The sequence below is a fragment of the Mycobacterium numidiamassiliense genome (assembly GCF_900157365.1).
In the GTDB taxonomy this organism is placed as follows: domain Bacteria; phylum Actinomycetota; class Actinomycetes; order Mycobacteriales; family Mycobacteriaceae; genus Mycobacterium; species Mycobacterium numidiamassiliense.
In genome coordinates this window covers 970,976-992,414 of the sequence record NZ_FUEZ01000004.1, presented here as the reverse complement: position 1 = coordinate 992,414, position 21,439 = coordinate 970,976, and the positions used below count along the sequence as shown (strand labels likewise).

23 protein-coding genes are annotated in these 21,439 nt (G+C 63.5%); 9 read left to right on the top strand and 14 right to left on the bottom strand.

Annotated features, from left to right (window positions below):
* The first annotated feature begins 159 nt into the window (after nt 1-159).
* A complete protein-coding gene (locus MNAB215_RS13295; protein WP_077079271.1) occupies nt 160-1,455 on the top strand; it encodes a cytochrome P450 in 1,296 nt (431 codons plus the stop codon).
* A gap of 12 nt (nt 1,456-1,467) precedes the next feature.
* Here MNAB215_RS13295 and MNAB215_RS13290 read toward each other — a convergent pair whose 3' ends face one another.
* The 4 genes from MNAB215_RS13290 to MNAB215_RS13275 are packed head-to-tail and all read right to left on the bottom strand — an operon-like array spanning nt 1,468 to nt 3,931.
* A complete protein-coding gene (locus MNAB215_RS13290) occupies nt 1,468-1,758 on the bottom strand; it encodes a cytochrome C oxidase subunit IV family protein (protein ID WP_077079270.1) in 291 nt (96 codons plus the stop codon).
* A gap of 3 nt (nt 1,759-1,761) precedes the next feature.
* Nucleotides 1,762-2,340: a cytochrome c oxidase subunit 3 gene (locus MNAB215_RS13285; RefSeq protein ID WP_077079269.1), complete on the bottom strand. Its 579-nt coding sequence runs from the start codon at nt 2,338-2,340 to the stop codon at nt 1,762-1,764.
* On the bottom strand, nt 2,337-3,164 hold the full coding sequence (locus MNAB215_RS13280) for a hypothetical protein (RefSeq protein WP_077079268.1): 828 nt from the start codon (nt 3,162-3,164) through the stop codon (nt 2,337-2,339). Before MNAB215_RS13280 ends, MNAB215_RS13285 begins: the two co-directional genes overlap by 4 nt.
* Entirely contained in the window at nt 3,161-3,931 is a 771-nt protein-coding gene (locus MNAB215_RS13275; RefSeq protein WP_077079267.1) for a hypothetical protein, read from the bottom strand. Before MNAB215_RS13275 ends, MNAB215_RS13280 begins: the two co-directional genes overlap by 4 nt.
* A gap of 98 nt (nt 3,932-4,029) precedes the next feature.
* Here MNAB215_RS13275 and MNAB215_RS13270 point away from each other — a divergent pair, with 98 nt between their 5' ends.
* Together MNAB215_RS13270 and MNAB215_RS13265 are read left to right on the top strand one after the other, a co-directional pair.
* Nucleotides 4,030-4,644 (top strand): TetR/AcrR family transcriptional regulator, encoded by a 615-nt coding sequence (locus MNAB215_RS13270; protein WP_077079266.1) that lies wholly within the window; start codon nt 4,030-4,032, stop codon nt 4,642-4,644.
* A gap of 54 nt (nt 4,645-4,698) precedes the next feature.
* Nucleotides 4,699-4,989, top strand: coding sequence for an Mtp family mycobacterial-type pilin (locus MNAB215_RS13265; RefSeq protein ID WP_077079265.1), 291 nt, complete (start codon nt 4,699-4,701; stop codon nt 4,987-4,989).
* Nucleotides 4,990-4,996: 7 nt separating this feature from the next.
* Here the strand turns inward: MNAB215_RS13265 and MNAB215_RS13260 are convergent, their stop codons facing one another.
* On the bottom strand, nt 4,997-5,401 hold the full coding sequence (locus MNAB215_RS13260) for a hypothetical protein (protein WP_077079264.1): 405 nt from the start codon (nt 5,399-5,401) through the stop codon (nt 4,997-4,999).
* 149 nt (nt 5,402-5,550) lie between these two features.
* Here MNAB215_RS13260 and MNAB215_RS13255 point away from each other — a divergent pair, with 149 nt between their 5' ends.
* The 3 genes from MNAB215_RS13255 to MNAB215_RS13245 all read left to right on the top strand — a co-directional run bounded on the left by MNAB215_RS13255 (nt 5,551) and on the right by MNAB215_RS13245 (nt 7,454).
* Complete coding sequence (locus MNAB215_RS13255) at nt 5,551-6,264, top strand: hypothetical protein (RefSeq protein WP_077079263.1); 714 nt, start codon at nt 5,551-5,553, stop codon at nt 6,262-6,264.
* Nucleotides 6,261-6,845 (top strand): twin-arginine translocation pathway signal, encoded by a 585-nt coding sequence (locus MNAB215_RS13250; protein WP_245830298.1) that lies wholly within the window; start codon nt 6,261-6,263, stop codon nt 6,843-6,845. The genes MNAB215_RS13255 and MNAB215_RS13250 overlap by 4 nt, the downstream gene beginning before the upstream one ends.
* Before the next feature lie 93 nt (nt 6,846-6,938).
* Entirely contained in the window at nt 6,939-7,454 is a 516-nt protein-coding gene (locus tag MNAB215_RS13245) for an Rv2253/PknI dimerization domain-containing protein (RefSeq protein WP_077081985.1), read from the top strand.
* Between the two features lie 66 nt (nt 7,455-7,520).
* Here MNAB215_RS13245 and MNAB215_RS13240 read toward each other — a convergent pair whose 3' ends face one another.
* The 9 genes from MNAB215_RS13240 to MNAB215_RS13200 form a co-directional block, all read right to left on the bottom strand.
* Nucleotides 7,521-9,308: an MCE family protein gene (locus tag MNAB215_RS13240; RefSeq protein ID WP_077079262.1), complete on the bottom strand. Its 1,788-nt coding sequence runs from the start codon at nt 9,306-9,308 to the stop codon at nt 7,521-7,523.
* On the bottom strand, nt 9,308-10,756 hold the full coding sequence (locus tag MNAB215_RS13235; RefSeq protein WP_083746113.1) for an MCE family protein: 1,449 nt from the start codon (nt 10,754-10,756) through the stop codon (nt 9,308-9,310). The genes MNAB215_RS13240 and MNAB215_RS13235 overlap by 1 nt, the downstream gene beginning before the upstream one ends.
* The gene (locus MNAB215_RS13230; protein ID WP_077079261.1) at nt 10,753-12,177 is read right to left on the bottom strand and encodes an MCE family protein; all 1,425 of its coding nucleotides are present in this window, start codon (nt 12,175-12,177) and stop codon (nt 10,753-10,755) included. Before MNAB215_RS13230 ends, MNAB215_RS13235 begins: the two co-directional genes overlap by 4 nt.
* Entirely contained in the window at nt 12,177-13,259 is a 1,083-nt protein-coding gene (locus MNAB215_RS13225; protein ID WP_077079260.1) for an MCE family protein, read from the bottom strand. The genes MNAB215_RS13230 and MNAB215_RS13225 overlap by 1 nt, the downstream gene beginning before the upstream one ends.
* Nucleotides 13,252-14,295: an MCE family protein gene (locus MNAB215_RS13220; RefSeq protein WP_077079259.1), complete on the bottom strand. Its 1,044-nt coding sequence runs from the start codon at nt 14,293-14,295 to the stop codon at nt 13,252-13,254. The genes MNAB215_RS13225 and MNAB215_RS13220 overlap by 8 nt, the downstream gene beginning before the upstream one ends.
* Nucleotides 14,292-15,569 (bottom strand): MCE family protein, encoded by a 1,278-nt coding sequence (locus MNAB215_RS13215; RefSeq protein WP_077079258.1) that lies wholly within the window; start codon nt 15,567-15,569, stop codon nt 14,292-14,294. The genes MNAB215_RS13220 and MNAB215_RS13215 overlap by 4 nt, the downstream gene beginning before the upstream one ends.
* A 20-nt stretch (nt 15,570-15,589) precedes the next feature.
* Nucleotides 15,590-16,435 (bottom strand): ABC transporter permease, encoded by an 846-nt coding sequence (locus MNAB215_RS13210; RefSeq protein WP_077079257.1) that lies wholly within the window; start codon nt 16,433-16,435, stop codon nt 15,590-15,592.
* A gap of 25 nt (nt 16,436-16,460) precedes the next feature.
* Nucleotides 16,461-17,270, bottom strand: a complete 810-nt coding sequence (locus MNAB215_RS13205; protein WP_077079256.1) for an MlaE family ABC transporter permease — start codon at nt 17,268-17,270, stop codon at nt 16,461-16,463.
* A gap of 269 nt (nt 17,271-17,539) precedes the next feature.
* Nucleotides 17,540-18,745, bottom strand: a complete 1,206-nt coding sequence (locus MNAB215_RS13200; protein ID WP_077079255.1) for a CaiB/BaiF CoA transferase family protein — start codon at nt 18,743-18,745, stop codon at nt 17,540-17,542.
* Between the two features lie 369 nt (nt 18,746-19,114).
* Between MNAB215_RS13200 and MNAB215_RS13195 the strand changes: the two genes are divergently transcribed.
* Genes MNAB215_RS13195 through MNAB215_RS13185 form a run of 3 tightly spaced genes read left to right on the top strand, consistent with a single transcriptional unit; the run spans nt 19,115 to nt 21,411 of the window.
* The gene (locus MNAB215_RS13195; RefSeq protein ID WP_077079254.1) at nt 19,115-19,816 is read left to right on the top strand and encodes an SDR family NAD(P)-dependent oxidoreductase; all 702 of its coding nucleotides are present in this window, start codon (nt 19,115-19,117) and stop codon (nt 19,814-19,816) included.
* 15 nt (nt 19,817-19,831) lie between these two features.
* A complete protein-coding gene (locus MNAB215_RS13190; RefSeq protein WP_077079253.1) occupies nt 19,832-20,032 on the top strand; it encodes a ferredoxin in 201 nt (66 codons plus the stop codon).
* A gap of 14 nt (nt 20,033-20,046) precedes the next feature.
* Nucleotides 20,047-21,411 carry a cytochrome P450 gene (locus MNAB215_RS13185; protein ID WP_077079252.1) on the top strand — a complete coding sequence of 455 codons (1,365 nt, stop codon included), beginning with the start codon at nt 20,047-20,049 and terminating at the stop codon, nt 21,409-21,411.
* The last annotated feature ends 28 nt before the right edge of the window (nt 21,412-21,439 follow it).

The following is a 21,439-nucleotide window of genomic DNA, read 5'->3' as shown; positions in this document are numbered from 1 at the left end:
CCCCACGGATCGTAGCGCGGCACGGCGCGATGACCTTGACCACGACATTACCGCCATGCTAAGCAGGTGCTCAGCAGATTTCCGAATTCGAAATTGGGCGGCGCTACCGCTTGCCGCCGAACAACACCGGTCAACCCAGCCCAGGGAGAGCGAAATCCGATGAGCAACTACGACTCGATCGACTTCTTCACCGACCAGTCGCTGGTTCCAGATCCTCACCCTTACTTCGATTACCTGCGTAGCCAGAATCCGGTGCTACGCCTGCCGCACTACGGGGTTGTCGCCGTCACGGGTTACGCAGAAGCCACCGAGGTCTATAAGGACCCCGAGACGTTCTCCAACATCGTCGCGCTCGGCGGCCCGTTCCCGCCGCTCCCATTCCAGCCCGAGGGCGACGACATCGGCCCGCTGATCGATCAGCACCGCAGTTCGTTTCCGATGAATGAGCACATGGTCACCATGGACCCTCCGGACCACACGAAGGCCCGGTCGGTGCTGAGTCGGTTGCTGACGCCCAGCCGGCTCAAGCACAACGAGGAGTTCATGTGGAGCCTCGCCGACCGCCAGCTCGACGAGTTCCTCGGCACCGGCGAATGCGAGTTCATCGCCGAATATTCCAAGCCGTTCGCCACCCTGGTGATTGCCGATCTGCTCGGCGTTCCCGAAGAGGATCACAAGGAGTTCCGGTCCGTCTTGGGAGCCGACCGTCCGGGCGCACGCGTCGGGGCCCTCGATCATGAATCGGTCGGAATCAACCCCCTGGAGTGGCTCGACGACAAATTCTGTTCCTACATCGAGGATCGCCGGAGCAACCCGCGCGAGGACGTCCTCACCTCGCTCGCGACGGCGAAGTACCCAGACGGATCCACACCCGAGGTCATCGAAATTTCCCGTTCGGCCACGTTCCTTTTCGCTGCCGGACAGGAAACCACCGCCAAGCTGCTCAGCGCCGCGCTCCAGGTGATCGGCGACCGGCCCGATATACAACAGGAGCTGCGCGACGACCGCAGCCTGATTCCCGGGTTCATCGAGGAATCGCTGCGCATGGACAGCCCCGTCAAGAGCGACTGCCGGTTGACCCGCAGGGCCACCACGATTGGTGGTGTCGACGTAGCCCCGGGCACCGTGGTGATGATCCTGCCGGGTGCGGCCAATCGCGACCCGCGCCGGTTCGAGAACCCCCACGAGTTCGACATCCGCCGCAAGAACGTCCGTGAGCACATGGCGTTCGCCCGCGGGGTCCACTCCTGCCCGGGCGGCCCGCTGGCTCGCGTGGAGGGCCGGGTCTCGATCGAGCGCATCCTGGATCGGATGCCCCACATCGAGATCAACGAGGCCCACCACGGGCCGGCCGCCGAGCGCCGGTACAACTACGAGCCGACGTACATCTTGCGGGGCCTGAGCCAACTGCACCTCAACTTCACGACCGCCGATTCCGTTGCGGCGGTGGGCTGAAACTCCCCGCCCTCAGCGGAACTGCATGCCGATGAAGTAGCAGCTGAGCAGGCTCACCGCGATGAGTATCACCCAGGCATCGGTGAGCCGGCCCAGCAGCACGGGCGCCTGCCTGACTTCCATGAATTCGCGAAAGATGATGCGCACCTTGACAAGTGCGATCACGATCACGCTGGACGTGACAATCGCGCTGGACTTCAGTGAGCCGGCCTGATCTTTGACGGAGTGGTCGATCCACAGGTAGGCCAGTGTCAACGAGGCGAGGACCAGCCAGACGATCAGCAGCCTTTTGTTGAATTTCATCGTTCACCTCACCACGTACAGCAGCGCGAAGATCAGCACCCAGAGGAAATCCACTGTGTGCCAATACGTTGCGCAGGTTTCGATGAGTTGCTGCGAGCGACGTGCCGGACTCCGCAGTTGGTAGACGACAAAGCCGAGAACCACGAAGCCGATCAGCAGGTGTACGAAATGGATCCCGGTGAGAAAGAAGTAGTACATGAAGAAGTCATTGCTCTCCAAGCCGTTTCCCAGGTGGACCAACCGGACCCACTCGGACACCTTGACGACGAGGAACACCCCGGCGAGTCCGGCTGTGAGGAAGACGTCGCGCAGCGCTGCCCGGTAGTCGCCGGCACGAGAGGACTGCACACACCGCGCCACCGACCACGAGCTCAGTAGCAAGACCAGGGTGTTGACGACCCCGACGCGGAGGTCAAGCTGCGCCTGAGCGTGTAAGAAAAGCTCGGGGCTGCGGGCCCGGTAGAACAGATAGAAGCCGAAATACCCTGTGAAGACTAGTGTTTCGAACAGCACGAAGGCCCACATGTCGGGCTGCCCCGGAACGAACCTGGTGGTTTTGCCCTTGTCAGCCAGGTCGGTCATTGCGAAACCGCCTTTTCCGGAGCCCGGTCGGGCTTTGCGCCTGGGAGAGGCCCGTCACCGAAATCCTCGCGCTGGATCATCCGAAAAAGCATGACCACGAAAGTGACTTGATAGATGCCGAACACGACCATGTCCAGCCACCACGCGATCTGGCCATTCCACGCGAACACGCCACGACGAAAGATCCAACACGGCGCCACGACGACCTCGGTCAGCGCGTTGCACAGGTTGAGGTAGCCGAACCACTTGGGGAACACCCGATTCTTGTCAAGCAGAATCGCGACCATCCAGATCAGCGAGCCGATCAGGAAGACGCCCATGGTTCCATCGAAAGACAGGAAGGCGAAGTCATAGAGCCAACCGATCGCTTCGGGGTCTCGCTCTGGCCGCAGCGCCCCGACGATCAGCGCGATGTTGAGCAGCAACATGCCGGGAACCGCACTGAACGAGTAGATGAGCAGATACGAGTACCCGAACACGCGGCTGACCGACATTCGTCGCATCGAATAAGCGATGAGGGCGTTGTTGACCGCGATGATGCCGCTGACGGCGAAGACGACGCCGAAGCCCACGGGTATCCCGAGGTGGCGTTCGTGGAACCAGTGCACCTGCGTTGCGAGATCCCACGTCGGCTGCGGCGGCGGCTGAACTTGCGCCACGATGAAGAACACCGGGAAGAAGACGTTGTAGAAAAGGACCATGAGCGCCCAGGGCAGCCACAGCTCGCGCTTGGGACCGCGCCACAGCTGCCACGTGACCCGCTGCGGTAGTGGGCCCGAGGGGGGCGTGCCCGGGGAGGTCGGCGGTGTGATCACCGCGCTCACGCGTCGACCAGTTCGTCTGGGCGGCCGGCGTTCTCGGCGCGCTCCCGGTAAATGGCTTGCCCCAAGACCACGCCCATCACGATGATCCAGACGGCAATGGCAACGTTTTTCACCCAGAACGTCAAGAAGCCGTCCCACGCCAGCGGCCCGGTCAATGAGACGCCGACGAAGCACGCCGGTACCAGAGCGGCCGCCACCAGGAGGTTGAAGTGCGCCACCCAGCGGCCGAACACCGGCTGGGACTGATCGTCGAAATAGATTGCCACCGACAGGATTACGCCCTGACCGATCAGGAACGGGACCACGATCGTGAAGGTGATCCAGCCGAAGTCGTTGAGCAGCTGAGTCAGCTCCGGGCTTCTTTCCGGACGAAACGCAGCCAGCAGCCAGCAGACGTTGGCGACGAGGAACAGAGTCGGGCCGCCGGCCACGCAACCCAGCATCGCGTAAGAGAAAATCGGTGTGCGGTGCGCCATTCTGCGGATCTGCAGCGCGATCAGAACCAGGATCGGGACGAGGCAGACACCGAACCAGTTGAAGACGATCATGCTGTAGCGAATCTGTGGCACGTGCGCCGGATCGCGGTAGAAGGCGGCCACCTGCTCGGCCGACATGCTGGGTGACATCGGCGGATTGAAACCGGGAAAGAGGAGAAAGCAGGCGGCCCAGATGATCACCGTTACCGGCAAGGTCCACACCAGGATCAGCTCGCCGTCGGCTCGTCTGCGCGCACCCCGGTGGGTATTGCCTTGGCCGATGTCGGACATCGTGGCTCCTTCGCTGCGACGGCGTGACTAACGCGGCTCGTGAGCGAAGCTAGCCGATCGGCTAGCCATGGTCAATAGCCATCGTCTAGTCTCGTTGGGTGACAACAGCTCGACAGCCGGTCGACGACGGGGAGCTGCGGGTCGTGCAGTACAGCGCCGCCCGTACGCGTGTGCTCGATGCTGCGCTGGACCTGTTTGCGCAGCACGGTGTCAGCGGCACGTCGCTGCAGATGATCGCGGACGCCGTAGGAATCACGAAAGCTGCTGTCTACCACCAATTTCGGACCAAGGACCAGATCGTCATCGCGGTCACCGAGCGCGAACTCGGCCGGCTGAGTCCGGCACTCGAGGAGGCCGAGGCGCACGGCAACGGCCCAGAAGCCCGCGACGCGCTCCTGGTAAGCACCGTCGAGATGGCGGTGCGCGACCGCCGGTTGGTGCGGACGCTGCAATGGGATCCGGTCGTGGTCCGCCTGCTGGCCGAACATGAACCGTTCCAACGCTTTATGGAGCGCCTCTACCGCGTGCTGCTGAGCGATGCCGGCCTCGACGGCCGGATCGAGGCGGCCATGTTCTCCGGCGCGATCAGCACCGCCGTCATGCACCCGCTGGTCGCCGATATCGATGACGACACGCTGCTCGACCGGCTCATCGACATGAGCCGGCGCCTGCTTCGGCTACATCAAGACCCGCACACTGAGCGCGGTGCTTAACCCCATTGGCCCGAATCTCTTTGTGTCGCCGTGGGGCTCAGGTACCGTTCAGCTATGAACACAGTTGCGCGCGCCGCTGCCGCAGCGATCCTGGTCACCACCGGACTCGGTATGACGAGCGTGGGCGCCGCGAGCAACGCTCAGGCGGACAATCCCCCCTGGCCGTTCGTGGGGTATTACTGGTGCCCGCCCAATCCGTGGAACCCGGACTGGGGACCCAACTGGGAGCCGAACACCTGCCACGACGCGCACCATCGCGCCCTCGACGGCACGATCCACACCAACGATTACTGGGGACCCAGCCCCTTCCAGGACTGGCCGGAGATCCCAAACACCCTGCCCTGAGTTCGGCCTAGGTGTCGCCGCGCTCCCAGACCTGCACGGCGTCATGCGCGTTGCAGACCAGGAAGAGGCCGTCCGGCGCCTGCGCGACGTAGTACGTCGGCCAGTCGACGCATGAGTCACCCTCGTTCTTGACGCCGGCCATCGGCGGTGAGCGGAACCACCGGGGCTCATAGCGTCGAGGGGAACCGCAGAACATCAGCCGCCCCGGCTGGGTGGCGAAGGAGATGTTGTAGTCGGCGGTCCCGAATACGTAGTAGGTGCTGTTGTCGCAGGGCGCACCGAGCACCCGATTGGGAATGATGCCCGGGGTGCAGTCCGGGTAGTCACAACTACTCGGACCGGCGACCGCAAGCGGGGCCGGTAACAGGCTCAGGCCCAGCAATGCGGCAAGTGATGCCACGATGAATCGCACGAGATTACTTTGCCACGCCGGAAAGGAAATTGGGAGGGAAATTCTGCCTTTCGGAGAACTCGGCAATTGAATGTCGCTGCTCGTGGCGCTGGCATACCGTCTGCCAGTGATAACGTGGCTCTCCGACCGGTGGGACGAGGAGGTGATCCATGCCGCCGCGAGAACCCCTGGCTGAGACGCCCGACATCGACGATCCGGACGGTGCGGGCCTGTCGCCGACGACGCCTGCTGACGAAGCCGACGAACTTGCGCAGGCCGAAGCGCGCGCGGAGGCGGCTCGCGCCCGTGCGCTACAGCTGCGCCAACTTGCCGAAGCGACCGATGCCGGGGGCGAGAGCACGACGGCGGCGGCGTCGGACCCGGCGCGGAAGCCGCGACACCCCGGCCGAACAGCGCTCGCGGTGCTGGCTGCGCTCGCGTGCATCTGCGCGTCACTTGCGGCGACTGGCTATTTGCTGGCAAATCACCGTGATGTCGTCCAGCAAAGGCAGCGCACTGCGGAGTTCGCCACGGCGGCCCGTAAATCGATCCTGCTCATGCTGAATATCAACGCCACTACGGCGAGGGCCGATGTGCAGCGGTTCGTCGACGAGACGACCGGGCAATTCAAGGCCGGGATATTGCTGTCCGCCGAGGATTTCGTCAAGGCCGTCGAGGATTCGAAGGCCAACAGCAAGGGCACGGTACAGGCCGTCGCGGTGCAATCCATGACCACCGATTCGGCAATTGTGCTGATTGCTGCGAAGACTGAGCTCAGCAAGCCCGGCGGCGCCAAGCCCGAATCGAAGAACGTGCGGATCGTCGTGGACGTCGACAGGGACGGCGAGCAACTCAAGGTTTCCAGGGTCGAGTTCGTCCAGTGATCGTTGAGGAGGAGGTCGCCCGGGAGCCGGCAGCCGGCCCCTCGAACCGGCTGCGCGGCGTGGGACGCTGGCTGCGTCGGTGCCTGGCGCGGTGGCGCGCGATTCTGCTGGCGTTGGCGCTTGTCGCCGCGACGGGGTTTGCTGCCGGTTATTTCTACTCCGTGTACCGATCGGACTTGCAAACCGACGACGCCGCCGTACATCAGGTGATCAAGGCCGCGAGCGACGGCGCGGTGGCGCTCCTGTCGTACTCGCCGGACACCCTCACCCGGGATTTCGACAACGCCAAATCCCGGGTCACCGACAGCTACCTGCCCTACTACCAACGGTTCGCCGAGAAGATCGTCGGGATTTCGGCGCAGCGCGGCCTGGTCACCACCACCGCCACGGTGATCAAGGCCGCGGTAGCGGAAATGCACCCGAATTCCGCTGTCGTCCTCGCCTTCCTGAAACTGAAGACCATGAGCAAGGACAAACCTGATCCGGTCGTCACGACGAGCAGCCTCAGGGTGGCACTCACGCGGGTTAATGGCGCATGGCTTATCGACAATTTAGAGGCGGTGGGCGGGGGTAAGCCTTGATCGAAACCATTCCGTAATATGTGGCAACGGTGTTAGTCTGTGAATTCGAGTTCGCTTGAGAATGGCGACATTTAGCGCGTCGAGGAGCACGTGATGCGTTCCATGAGCGTGGCGCTTAGCGCGGCACTGGCGACCGCCGGCGTCGTCGGCGGCGTGGGCATGGCCCCGTCGGCGCGGGCCTACAACGCGGCCATCAACGGCACGTATACCGCCACGGTGGTCGGAGAATGGGCGAGAACACGGCAGATCTACCACCAAGAGGCAACGGTGCGAAGCACCTGGAAGATCACAACCTCGTGCACCAACGCCTACGATTGCACCGGCGAGGTCGTCAGCGACCAGGGCTGGAGCGCACCGGTAAGGATGTTCGACGGCCTCAACTGGTACCTCAAACGCGACATCCCGAACTGGGAGACTTGCCAAGACGGCACCACGCACCCCGCCACGGACTACATCATGTTCTATCCCGCGGACCCGGTGACCGGGGTCAACAAGCTGGGGTCGCCCGTTTTTCGCGGGGACGACCGTACGATCGGTCCGGCCGGCGCGTGCAACAACAATCTCCCGCTGGATATCGAGCAGCCCATCAGGCTCGACCAGATCAACTGATCCGCTGCGCCAAAACTGAAGGCGCACAGACCTTTTGAAGACGAACACGGCCGTGCCACGGGCACGCTACGTGGTGAACATGTCCTGCCACGTCTTGGGCGCCTTCTTCGTCACCAGATCCGATTGGCGGTATACCTGACCGTCCGGCGCGACGTAAGTACCGGTGTGCGGATCATATTGAGCGATGGCCACCGACGGACCGGGCTGGGACGCGTTGCGTCCGAACGCACTTGGCGCTGCCATCGGTCCTGATGGCCCTCCGCTCGGTGCAGCCGCTGGGGCCGGCGCGTCACCAGGCGCGGGCGCCGGCGCATCGGCCGGCGGCGCGTCAACCGGCGCCGCCGGGGGCGGCGGCGGAGCGAAGGGAAACATGGCCGGCATGGGCGTCGCTGTGCTCGGCCCTGGCAATTCGGCTGGGGACGACGGAACATCAAGCGGCGCAATGGGAGAGACCTCGCCCATCGTCGCCGCGGGGATCGGCGGCCCGGGCGGTGGTGCCCCCGGCGGAGGCGGCGCCCCCGGTCCCCGGGGAACTGCTCCCGGCGGCATTGGCGTGCCTTCCACCGGCCCGAAGATTCTTTCCCGGTTGTAGTTCATCCGGTCGTCCGGTGGGATGCCCTGCGCGATGAGGTTGGGGTCAAGCGGGTAGGTACCGAACGTGTGCTGCCTCATGGCGAGCGGTTCGAATGGCTTGTCGCTCTCGCAGATTTCGACGGTCGGCGCGCGCTTTCCGGGCCGCTCCATACAGGGGTAGTTGCGCGCGCCGCGCACCCCGATGGGTGAGTCTTGCGGCAGCTTGCAGTACAGCCCGTCTGGCGTGTCTATCGTGCGGGTGTCGGCCGGGGAGCGCCACTGGCTCGGCGGCAGGAAGCCCACGGTGCACGCCGGTGGGTCACTGATGACGAGATTGAAGGCGCCCGTGGGCAACCCCGTCACCGTCTTGGTGGGGAGGAAGGACTGAATCATCGCGGTAAACGGCGGCAGCAACACCAGCAGCTGCTCAATCGAGGCGTGGTACGCCACGCCGATCTGACCGATCGTGGTGAGGTTGGCGAGCAGTACCGGCAGCGTCGGCTTGATCTGATCGAGCAGTTGCGACGTCTCGTCGAAGGCCCCGGGCCCCTTCTTGAGCAGAGTGCGGAACTGTGGATCGTCCTTGGCCACTTGCCCGGTGAATCCGGCGAGGCTACGCGCCCAGGTGCGGATCGAGTCGGCGGTCTGGGCCTGCGCGTCGAGGAAGGGTCCGGTGTCCTCGGTCAGCGCCTTCGTCTGGTCTGAGACGCCGTTGAGGTCATGGGAGAGTTGAGCCGACGAATCGAACAACGACTGGAAATCGTAGCCGGCGCCGTTGAATCCCTTGTATGTCTCGTCGAGCAGCGTGCTGAGCTTGTCCTTGGGAATGCTCTTGATCAAGGCATTGGTCTGATCGAGCACGGGACCAATCGGCTGCGGCAGGGTCGTCTGGCTCGTCGGGATCACGGAACCGTCGTGCAGATACGGCGCCGAGTCGTTTTTCGGCCGTAGGTCTACGTAGTACTCGCCCACCGCGGAGATGCTGAGCACCTCCGCCTTCAGATCCGCGGGAATCTTCGGCGAAGTGTCAAGGGACAGAGTGGCTTGCGCGCCGGTGGGGGTCAGCCCGACCGCCGTCACCCTGCCCATCTGCACCCCTCGATATGTCACGTTGGAGAACCGGTACAGACCGCCGGTGGCGGGCAGCTCCAGGGTGACCGTCATCTTGCCGATGCCCAGCAACGTCGGCACCTGCATGTACCACACGACCATGACGATCAGGCCGACGATTCCCACGAGCGTAAAGATCGCCAATTGGATACGGACAAAGCGAGTCAGCATCAGCGCCCTCCTTGATCCGTCGCCGGGGTTGCGCCCGGCACCGGGGCACCCTGATCGGGCAACAGCCCGGGCAGCTGCGCCCCGGGCGGCGGCCCAGGCAGGAACTGTCCCGCGGGTTGCGGCCCGGGCAGCTGGGCTCCCGGCGGCGGCCCGGGCAGTGGCCCGGGCAGCGGTGGGGCGTCGGCGGACTGCGCGTTCAGCGGGTTGAGGAAGCCCGGCGGCGGTAGCCCGGGCAGCGGCCCCGCGGGCGACATCGCGGGCGACGCCGCCGGTCCGGGCCCGAAGGGTGGCGGATTGGGCCCGGGCAGCGGCATCCCAACCGGGCCAGGACCAACGAGTGCTCCAGGTGCCCCGGGCGGGGCCCCGTACCTGAATTGCAGGTAGGGCGGGTCCCCGGGCAACGGCACCGTCTCGGCACCCAGGCGTCCCCAGTGGGTGCCCAGCAGGATGCTCTTGCGCAGCCCGGCGTTCGTCAGGTCGATGACGAAGTATCCATTGACGTAGTCGCCCCGGATGAACCGGTCGATGAAGCCCTGGGTCGACGGGAACGTGGGCGCGTAGGCAATCGCGGCGTCGAGCTCCGGGCCGATATCGGCGAGTGCACCCAGTGCCGGCGCGAGGTTCTTCAGGTTCTTGACCAAGTCGTCCCCGGCGTCATTGACCAGCCTGGCGGTGGTGTTGCTGAATGTCCCAAGCTTGTTCAGCGCTTCGGTGATGCGGGGCCGCTCCTTGGTGAGCACATCCAGCGCCGGCGGAATCTTGTCCAGCGCTTGGCTTATCACATCGCGCTGCGCAGCGAAGGTGGAACTCAGGCGGTTCAACGCCTGGATCGACGTCACCAGATTGTCGCGCTGCGAGTCCAGCGTTCCGATGAACCTATCGAGGCGGCTGAGCAGATCGCGGAGATCCCCCGCATGCCCGGACAACGCCCCGTTGAAGTTGTGGATGATGTCACCGAATTGGCCCAACCCGCCGGCATTGAGGAGCACCGACAGCGACGAAAGCGTCTGCTCCGTCGACGGATACGTCGATGAGCGGCTCAGCGGGATGGTGGCACCCGGCTGCAGACGGCCCGTTCCTGGCTCGCCCAGCGGCGGCTCCAGCTCAAGATGCATGGACCCCAGCAGGCTGGTCTGGCCGACACGGGCGACCGCGTTCGCCGGTATCGAAACCCCGGGTTTGACCGAGATATCCAGGTCGGCGTGCCAATTCTGCACCGTCATCTTGCTGATGCTGCCGACGATGACGTCGTCGATCATCACCGGCGAATTCGCTTCCAGCTGACCGACATTGGCGATCTCGACGTGGTAGACGTTGGCGCCGGCCCCCCGTCCGGTCGCGCCGGGCAACGGCAGCGAGTTCAGGCCATTGAAGGCACATCCGGTCACGGTCAGCATGACGCAGCTGCCGATGCCGAGCATCCTACGAATGGCGACGCGCGCGCTCATGGTTGCTGACCTCCGGGGAGCAGCATGTCCTGCACGTTCGAGGGAGCCGGGGGCGGCTCGACCGGCACGCTGGGCGGCGGCGGCTCGGGCATCGCAGCTCCCGGAATCCGCCCCAGTGGCACGGACGCCGGTTGCGGATTCGGGACGTCACCCGGCAGACCGGTGTACGCGGACACCGACGGCGGCAGCTCGGGCGGGACCGGCTTGGGCCCCTCCCCGCCCGGCTTTAGCCGATCCTCGGTGTAGATAACGTTTTTCGGATCGAACGCCGGCGCAAGGAAGGGGTTGACCGGAATCGGAACATAGTTGAAGTTGAAGATAAACAGCGGGTTGAAGATCTTCAACGCGGGTGTCAGGTACAGGCCGCACAACTTGCCGCTCTCGACAGCGGTGGCGTTCTCCAGCGCTCCGAGATTTGAGCAGAGGGCGAAGGTGGGGTTGCTGAAGTTCTGGAATCCGACCCCACCGCGAATGTTCCCGACATCCGGGTCGTAGCTGTTATAGAAGTTCGCGATCCCGTTCGGAGCGGTGTGCAGAACGTTTTTCAAAGCCATCTTGTTGTCGACGAGAATCTGCGTCACGTCTGCCAACCGCTGGATCTGCTCCGCGGTCGCGTCCCGACTGCCCGCGATGAACCGCTGCACCTCGCCGACCGCGTCCGACAAGTTCGTCAGCGCCGCATCTAGATCCGACTTGTTGTCGTCAAGCACGCTGGTCAGGGTCGCCAAATGGTTGTCGAACTGCACGATCTGGGTGTTGCTGTCCCGCAAGGCCGCAACAAACGTCTGCAGGTTCTTGATGATGTCGACGAGGTTGCCGCTGCCGTTGGCGAAGACCCTCGTCACCCCCGACAGTTGAGCCAGTGTCTGCCTCAGCTTTTCACCGTTGTCCCCGCCCAACGCATCGGCGGCACTGTCGATGAAACGCGACACCGACGGCGTCGACACCTTGCTGTTTGGCCCCAATTCGGTTGCCAGACGCATCAACTGGGTCTTTACCTGGTCCCACTCGACTGGGACCGCCGTGCGCTCGATCGGTATCACCGCGCCGTCACGCATGGTGGGACCGCTGGTCCGGTAGGCCGGGGTGAGCTGGACGTAGCGTGCGGCCACCAGATTCTGGGCGACGATCACCGCCTTGGCATCGGCCGGAATGTTCACCCCGTGATCGACATGCATCACCAACTTTGCCCGGGTGCCCTGCGGCTGAATCGAATCGATGGTGCCCACCCTCATGCCCGACACCCGCACATCGTCACCCGGGTAGATCGCGGTGGCGGTCGGGAAGTACGCGGTGATTGTCGTCGCCCGGAAGAAGGTGTTGCGGACGGCGATACCCGTGCCGACCACCACCAGTCCGACCAACACAATCGCCAAGCCCACCTTCAGCTTGCTGCGCGGAATCCCCGGAAGCCGTGCCATCACTGCGATCCCCCCGGAATCGCGTTGAACGGGAAGGGGAAGAACGCCCGCGGGCCGGCGTTGTCCGGCGGCGAGCCCGGCCGGCCATAGGCACGGAAGCCGAAGCTGTAGTCGAACAACCACTGGAAGAACTGCAGGAAGAAGATGTTCGGGATGAACGGGTTGTAGTAGAACCCGCTGGACACGATCTCGCCGCCTTGCCTTCCGAGCTGCGCGTAGCCGGGAAGGGATTTGGCGATGTTGTCGCGGTTCTTCTGCAGAATGGCGGTCACATCGTTCAGCTTCTTCAGCGATGGCGCCAGCTTCGACTCGTTGTCGTGCACCAAGCCGGTCAGCTGCGTGGCAACGGCCGACGTGCTCTCCAGCAACCGCACGATCGCCTGCCGCCGCGTCACCAGCATCGACACCAGGTCGTTGGCGTTGAGGATCAGCGTGTTGAGCTGCTGACTGCGTTGCGACAGGATGCCGGTGACATCGCCGGCGCCCTTGAGCAACTCGCTCAAATTCTTATTGCGGGCATTGAGAGTCTGGGACAACCGGGTCACCCCGTCGAACGCGGGACCCAATTGCGGCGCAATCTCATTCAGCGTCGCGGAGAGCGTGTCAAGAGACTGGTTGAGCGCTCCGGTATCGGTCCCCTCGATGTCGCTTGAGAGATTCTCCACGGCCTCGGACAACGAATAGGGCGAGGAGGTGCGCGACACCGGGATGACGGTCATCGGACGTAATGTGTTGCTGCCGGCCGATTCCAGGGTCAGTATTCGCTGGCCCAACAGCGAACCCGTCCTGATGTGCGCGGTGCTGGCGGACCCGAGCTGAACGTTCCCCTTGACGGTGAACGTCACGAGAACGTCGCCATGGTCAAGGGACATCTCCGACACGGTGCCGACCTTCATTCCCGAGACCGTGACCTCGTTGCCGGTCGCGAGACCGCCGGCATCGGCGAACAGCGCCTGATAGCGGACCGTGGTGGCCCGTTGCAGCAATTGGTCAGGGTTCAGCCCGACCGCGATGATCAGCATGATCAGGACGGCGCCGATGAAGCCCGATTTGATGAGGTGAGCGCCCCGGTACCTATTCATTGGGATCCTTCGGCTCTGCGCATCGTCCGGTGGTCTGGTGTGCTATGCCCACCTGCACCGTTCGGTACTGCAAATCGGAGACACGGAGCTCCAGCCCGCACAGATAGTAGGGGAACCAGGAACCGTAGGAACCCAGCCTGGTCAGTTTCTTGATGTTGTGCGGCAACTTCTGCAACGAAATATCGATCAGGTTCTTGTCGTCGCTATCCAGCAGTGGCGCCAGCCGATTCGTTTGATCCACGACGTCGGCCAACGGTTTACGGGCGCGGCCGAGCAGATCCGCGATCGAGGCGGTTCCCCTGTCCAGCGCGGTGATGGCGGTGCCGATGGTGTCGCGGTCATTAGACAGTCCGCTGATCAGCTTCTCCAGCCGGTCGATGGCGCTGGAGAATTTGCCGCCCTCCTTGTCGACGGTGGCCACGACGATATTGAGGTTGTCGATGAGTTCCTGGATCGTTTGGCTGTTGTCAGCCAACGTGTTCGAAAACGAGGTTGTCTTCGAGAAGAGCGAGTTCAGCGTTCCGCCCTCACCCTGGAAAACCTGGATGAGTGATGCGCTGAGTTCATTGACGTCTTGCGGATTCAGGCCCTGCGTAACGGGTTTGAGCCCGCCCAGCAGGAGATCGAGGTCGAGCGCGGGCGCGGTGCGGTCGATCGGGATCTCCGACCCGGGTGGCAGCACCTTGGTGGATCCGGGACCGTCGACGAGTTCGAGGTAGCGGTCACCGACAAGGTTGAGATAGCGGATCATGGCTTTTGTGCCGGTGGTGAGCACGACGCCGCGGTCGGCGTCGAACTTCACCTCAACCTTTTTGTCCGGACGCAGCGAGACGCTGTTGATCGTGCCCACCCGGACGCCGGCGACCCGGACGGTCTGTCCCGGCTTCAAACGCGAAACATCATTGAAGAGCGCACTATAGCCGTTCGTCGAGCCGGTCGTGTACTGGCCGAAGATAAAGAACAACGACACCGTCAGCAGCGTCATGATGAATGCGAACGCGCCGAACTTGATGATCATCGGGCGCGAGCCGGTCATCCGGGCTGTCCGATCTGCGTGACGTTGCGGGGCGGCCCGTCGATCGGTCCGTACAGCAACTGCTTGAGCGCGTCGGAGTTCCACATCAGTTGCGGGTTGCCGTACTCCTGAGGGTTGGTGCCGACGTCGCTGATCACGAACTCCGGCGCTTTACCGTAGGGCACCACCGGAAGATTCTCGCACCGCGGGCCGCCGGTCGCCGCCACCTTGGGCAGGTTGCTCGGGTAGCGGTAACGTTCGGCGCCGAAGCCCAGGAAGACCTGCGCATAGATCATCGGCTCCGTGTTGTTTGGCGAATGCAGGTTCTCCAGCGATCCCTTGATGCCGCACCACAGCGCCTGGTGATATTCGTTGAGCAGATCGGTGGTGGGCTTCAGCAGATGAAGGACGTCGGTCAACGGCTGCCGGTTGGCACCCACCACGTCATTGCCGGTGTCGGCCAACCCAATTGAACTGAGCAGGAACGTGTCCAGATTCTTTTGCTCGTCGGTAAGGGTCTTGCTGATTGTGATCGTGTTGTTGATGGTCGCAATGAGGTCCGGCGCAGCGTCTGCGTAGGCGTTGCTCACCACGGGCAGCGCCTCGAGATCGTGACTCAGCGCGGGAAGGCTCGGCTCCTGCTTGGCCAGAAACGCATCGAAGTCCGCAAACGTCTGGCCGATCTTGTGACCCCGGCCATTCACCGCCGAGGCGATCGCTCCCAGGGTTTCGTTGAGCTTGGCCGGATCGATCGACGACAACACCGACGTCAATTGCTGGAATACCGTGTTGATTTCGACCGTGACGTCCTTGTTCTGCAGTACCGCGCCGGGCTGCAGATGCTGCGACGAAGGTTCCGCGGGCGGTATCAAGTCGACGTATTTCGCACCGAACACGGAGGTCGATACGATGTCGACGAGCACGTTCGCCGGAATGAGATGCATTTGGGACGGCTGCATTTCGAGGTTCAGGACCGCTTGCCCGTTGGGCCGCACGTCGATCGACCCGACCTTGCCCACCTCGACCCCGCGCATTTTCACTTTGGCGTCGGGGTTCATTACCAGGCCGGCGCGCGGCGACACCACGGTGACCGGCACGGTCTTGGTGAAACTCCCCTGGAACAGGCCCATCGCGATGAGGACGATGACGCCAACGACAACGAATGTCCCCAACCCGGCAAGGGGGCGCGCATACGACTGCGCACCGAAGTGGCGGCCGGGCGATGCCGCGACAGGACTAGCGGAGCTGTCGGCTTCAGAGCGGTCGATGGGACCGGGCCCGAAGTTGCGCGTCACTTCGCCTTCACCACCTTTCGCTAGCCGGACAGGTTGAAGTTGCCGTTGGAACCATAGATGGCCAGCGACACCAGCAGGATCACCGAGACCACCACGATCAGCGAGGTCCGCACCGCGTTACCGGTGGCCACCCCCACACCGGCCGGCCCACCGGATGCGAAATAGCCGTAATAGGTATGGATCAACAAGATCGTCAACGCCATCGCGACGGCCTGCAGGAAGGACCAGAACAAGTCGATGGGATTCAGAAACGTCGTGAAGTAGTGGTTGTACAAGCCACTGGACTGCCCGAACAACGCCGTCGTGATGAACTGGCTGGCCAGAAAGGACAACACCACCGCGATGCTGTACAGCGGCGTGATCGCCAGCATCCCGGCCACGATCCTGGTACTCACCAGATACGAGATCGGGCGAATCGCCATGGATTCCAGCGCATCGATCTCTTCGTTGATCCGCATCGCACCCAGCTGCGCGGTGACCCCCGCACCGAACGTGGCCGCCAAGCCGATGCCCGCGACGATCGGCGCCGCGATCCGCACGTTGATAAACGCCGCCAAGAAGCCGGTCAGCGCCTCGATACCGATATTGCCCAGCGAGCTGTACCCCTGCACCGCCAGCGTGCCACCGGCGGCCAACGTCATAAACCCGACGATCGCCAGCGTCCCGCCGATCATCGCCAACGTGCCCGCACCCATGCTGATCTCAGCAACCAGACGAATGATCTCGCGCCGATAACGCGTGACCGCAAACGGAATCCCGGCAATCGCCTTGCCATAGAACAAGGTGTGATCGCCGATACGGCCCAACGTGCCGACCGGCTTCTGCAGTTGCCGCGACAAACGCGGATAGACAGCTCTTAGCGCCACAGCGTTTTCCTACACCTCCCTCGAGCTACTGCTTCGACGAAAAACGGATACCGATGGCGGTGACAACCACATTGACCACGAGTAGGGCCATGAACGCAAAAACCACCGTTTCGTTGACAGCGTTGCCTACCGCCTTGGCACCGCCGCCGGACACCGTCAGCCCGCGATAGCAGGCGACCAAGCCGGCGATCAGGCCGAAAAGTGCTGCCTTGACACACGAAATGAGCACCTCGGGCACGCCCGTCAGCAGCGTGATGCCGGCGGCGAACGCTCCGGGGTTCACGTCCTGGACGAACACCGAAAAGATGTAGCCGCCCACGATGCCGATGATGACGACCAAGCTGTTCAGCAGCAGGGCCACTAAGCCCGCTGCCAACATGCGCGGTGTGACCAAACGCTGGATCGGATTGATGCCCAGCACTTCCATCGCGTCGATCTCTTCGCGGATCGTGCGCGAACCCAGGTCGGCGCACATCGCCGTCGCGCCGGAGCCGGCCACGATCAACACGGTCACCAGCGGACCGATCTGGGTGACGGCGCCGAATGCGGCACCCGCACCGGATAGGTCGGCGGCTCCCAATTCCCGCAACAAGATGTTGAGGGTGAAGCTGACCAAGACGGTGAACGGAATCGCCACCAACAACGTGGGCACGATCGCGACGCGCGCCACAAACCACGACTGCTCCAAGAACTCGCGCCACTGGAACGGCCGTACGAACATGAACTTCACCGCGTCGGCCGACATCGCGAAGAGGCCCCCGACCGCCTCCATCGGCTTGGACCCGCGCCCCAGCGAAATGCCGGGCGTCCAGCGGTCAGCCCATTTATTCGCCATGGGCTTCAGATCCTCTCGACGTTACGAGACTGGCAGTCTTGTTCTTCGGCTTCGGCTGCGATAGATTCGACTCGACGCCGACCGCGAAATGCTCACTGAGCAGCCACATCCCGGCATCAGTCGCCGGTGCAGCCACTACCAACCTCACGCCAGTCCTCCGATCTGCCCCGTGAGAAACGTCCGGCCATTGTGACTCATGCCACGTCCACGCGGAGCAAAAAACGCATAACCGTTATCGAGCGCGCAAACATTTCAGGCCAGCTCCACATTTAGGTGACGGCGCCGGCCGTCTTGAGTTCGATGATGCGATCCCAATCCAGTCCCAATTCCAGCAGAATTTCATCGGTCTGTTCGGCGAATCCGGGCGCCGGTCGGGTCTGCGGGGCGGCGACGTCGAATTGGACAGGGTTGGCAACCAGTTCGAGTTCGCCTGCCTGTACTAAATATTCGTTGGCCCGGACCTGTGCGTCCTCGGCAGCCTGAAGCGTGTCCTGGACCGGCGCCCACGGACCGGCCAGCGTGGCAAACCGTTCGCTCCACTCGGCGAGCGTGCGCGTCGCGATGACCTTGGTCAAGATCTCGACCGCTTCGGCCGTATTGGCGGTGATGTTCTCGATGGTGGCAAAGCGCGGATCATCGGCCAGCTCGGGCAAGTCGACGTGCCGGCAGACGTCCGCCCAGAACTTGGTGGGCTGCATCATCACGAAGGAGATATACCGGCCATCGGACGTCGTGTACAGCCCAACCAACGGATTGTTGGGCGCGCCGTGCACACCGGGAGGCGGCGCTTCCAGTCGCTGGTTCAAGTGTTTGGTCAACGCGACCGTGTGGCCCATGGACCACAGTCCGCTGCCCAGCAGCGAGACGTCGACGACGGACGGCTCGCCGGTGCGCTCGCGTTTGAGCAACGCCGCCGCAATGCCGCCGGCAAGGTTGGTGCCTGAGATGGTGTCGCCGTAGGCAGGTCCGGGTGGCGCGATCATGCCCGGCATCCCCATCGGCGTGATGGTGGCCGCCGTCCCGGCCCGGCACCAGAAGGCGGTCATGTCGTACCCGCCCTTGGTCGCCTCTTCGCCGCGGGGGCCGAGCGCGCTTCCGCGTGCGTAGATGATCGACGGGTTCACCACCCGGATGTCGTCGACGTCGATGCCGAACTTCTGGCGGGCGCCGGGCAGGAAGCTGGTCAAGAACACATCCGACCGTCGGGCGAGCTCATAGAGCACTTCCTTGCCCTCGGGCACCGACATGTCCAGTCCGAGGCTGCGCTTGCCGCGGTTTGCGTGCTCGATGTTGGGGTTGGGGTCGCCCTCGACGCGCAGCATGCCGGTCTGGCGAAGTCCCCGCTGCGGATCGCCGGTCACCGCGTGCTCGACCTTGACCACGTCGGCGCCCCACTCGGATAGCACGGCACCAGCCGATGGAACGAACCCGTACATCGCGACTTCCAGAACGCGAATGCCCTCCAATGGCCTCACGCGCCACCTCCCACTGCCTGCAATTCGGACGCGGCATTCGCGACGATCGACACCGTGTCCTGCACCGGCATGTGGGCTCCCCTGGTGTGACGTCGATCACAACCGTCACACCCAGGTGGTGGCGGTCACGAAAATTTCATTCTCCTACGGGGCGAATCTTACATTCGAGTCTCGATAATTCAAGAAACGGTCAGGACAAAAAAGGTGTTCTGTCCTACCTCGGGTTGGTCGACTGAGCGCGCTCTACGCAGGCCGAATGTAGTTCCTTGGGTATGTTGCACGTCACTTCGTCGCGAGAGTATGGTTCTCATAATTGCAAGGGAGATTCTTTGTGACTGAGACGGCCACATTTGCCGCAGGGGCCCCAAGTTGAAGACCGCAGTGGTCACCGGTGGTGGCTCTGGCATTGGGTTAGCGGTCGCGCAGCGACTGCGCGCCGATGGTCTAGACGTTGCCACCATCGACCTCAGACCGTCGGACGCCGACTTTTCGTTCACCGCCGACGTGACGGATCGGTCGCAGGTGGATGCCGCGCTGTCGGCGATCCGCGCGCGGCTCGGGCCGGTGGCCGTTCTGGTCAACGCCGCCGGGCTGGACGGGTTCAAGCGCTTTGCCAACCTCACGTTCGAGGATTGGCAGCGAGTGATCGATGTCAACCTCCACGGGGTTTTCCACACGATCCAGGCGGTGCTGCCCGACATGGTCGAAGCCGGCTGGGGCCGGATAGTCAACATCTCGTCGTCGAGCACGCATTCCGGTGCTCCCTACATGTCCCACTACGTTGCGGCGAAATCCGCGGTCAACGGGCTCACCAAATCGCTGGCACTCGAGTACGGGCCGAGCGGTATCACCGTCAATGCCGTACCCCCCGGATTCATCGACACACCCATGCTGCGCAACGCCGAGAAGAACGGCTTCCTCGGCGACATCGATGAGACCATCGCCCGGACACCGGTGCGCCGGATCGGCAGGCCCGAAGACATCGCGGCGGCTTGCGCCTTCCTGGTCTCGGAGGAAGCTGGCTATATCACCGGCCAGATTTTGGGCGTCAACGGCGGCCGCAACACCTAAACGTAAGGAGACAGCGTGAAGGTCTGGGTTGATTCAGAACGCTGCCAGGGCCACACCCTGTGCGCGATGATTGCGCCGGATTCGTTCCAGCTCAGCGACATTGACGGTAGCTCGTCAGCGGTCAACGAGGTGGTGCCGGCCGACCAGGAGGACCAGGTTCGCGAAGCCGCGCACTCGTGCCCGGAGCAGGCCATCATGATCACGGACGAGACGTAAAGGGAGACAACACGTTGAGTGTCGACGACGTCGTGAGCGACAGCGACCGGAAGAAGAATCAGTACCACTTCGACCGGCACAACGCGGAGTACCGCTCACAGTTCAAGGACATCACCGAGGAGATGCACGCCAAATGCCCGATGGCGTGGACCGAGACCTACGGCGGGCACTGGGTCGCGGCGGGAAGCAACGAGGTCTTCGAGCTCGCCCGCTGCCCCGCGGTCTCCAACGACCACGACATCAATAACGAACGTCGTGGGTATAAGGGCATTTCGATCCCGACCGCAAGCCGTGTCAGCGCGGTGCGCGGCGGCATCCTGGAAATGGATGAACCCGAACACCGCACTTACCGCACCGTGCTCAATCCCTACCTGTCGCCGGCGGCGGTCAAGCGCTGGGAGCCGTTCATCGACGACGTGACGCGCGCCTGCCTCGACGAGAAGATCGAGGAAGGCAGCATCGACTTCGTCGACGACCTGGCCAACGTCGTGCCCGCCGTCCTGACGTTGGCGATGATGGGCATCCCGCTGAAGAAGTGGAATATGTACAGCGAGCCGGTTCACGCGGCGGTCTACACCCCGGAACACTCCCCCGACATCGAGCGTGTCACCGCAATGCACCGGGAAATGGGGCTCGACATGGTCAACACCATGCTCGAGATCCGCGAGAACCCGCGTCCAGGAATCGTGAATGCTCTGCTCCAGATGCGGATCGACGGCGAGCCCGCCCCGGATCTGGAGATCCTTGGCAATCTCGGCCTGGTCATCGGTGGTGGCTTCGACACGACCACGGCGTTAACCGCCCATGCGCTGGAGTGGCTTTCCGAGAATCCCGGCGAGCGCGAGCGGCTGCAGCAGGATCTCGAGACTCTGCTCGATCCCGCGACCGAGGAATTCCTTCGCTTCTTCACCCCGGCACCCGGCGACGGCCGGACATTCTCCGACGACGTCGAGCTCGTCGGTAATCAATTCAAGGAAGGTGAGCGGCTGTGGATTTCGTGGGCCATGGCCAATCGCGACCCGTCGGTGTTCCACGACCCGAACGAGATCGTTCTGGACCGTAAAGGCAACCGTCACTTCAGCTTTGGACTTGGGGTTCACCGGTGCGCCGGATCGAACGTGGCCCGCACGGTGTTCAAATCCATGCTGACCGCGGTGCTCGACCGGATGCCCGACTACCACTGCGACCCCGAAGGTGCCGTGCACTACGAGAGCATCGGCGTTATCCAGGGCATGCGGAAGCTGCCGGCCACGTTCACTCCCGGCCCCACCGTTGGCGCGGGCCTCGACGAAACTCTTGACAAGCTGCAACGCATCTGCGACGAACAGCAACTCGCTCTGCCGATCACCGAGCGCAAGGAAGCCGCGGTCATCGACTGACTCGGCTCGGCTCCTCCGCGCCGAAAAG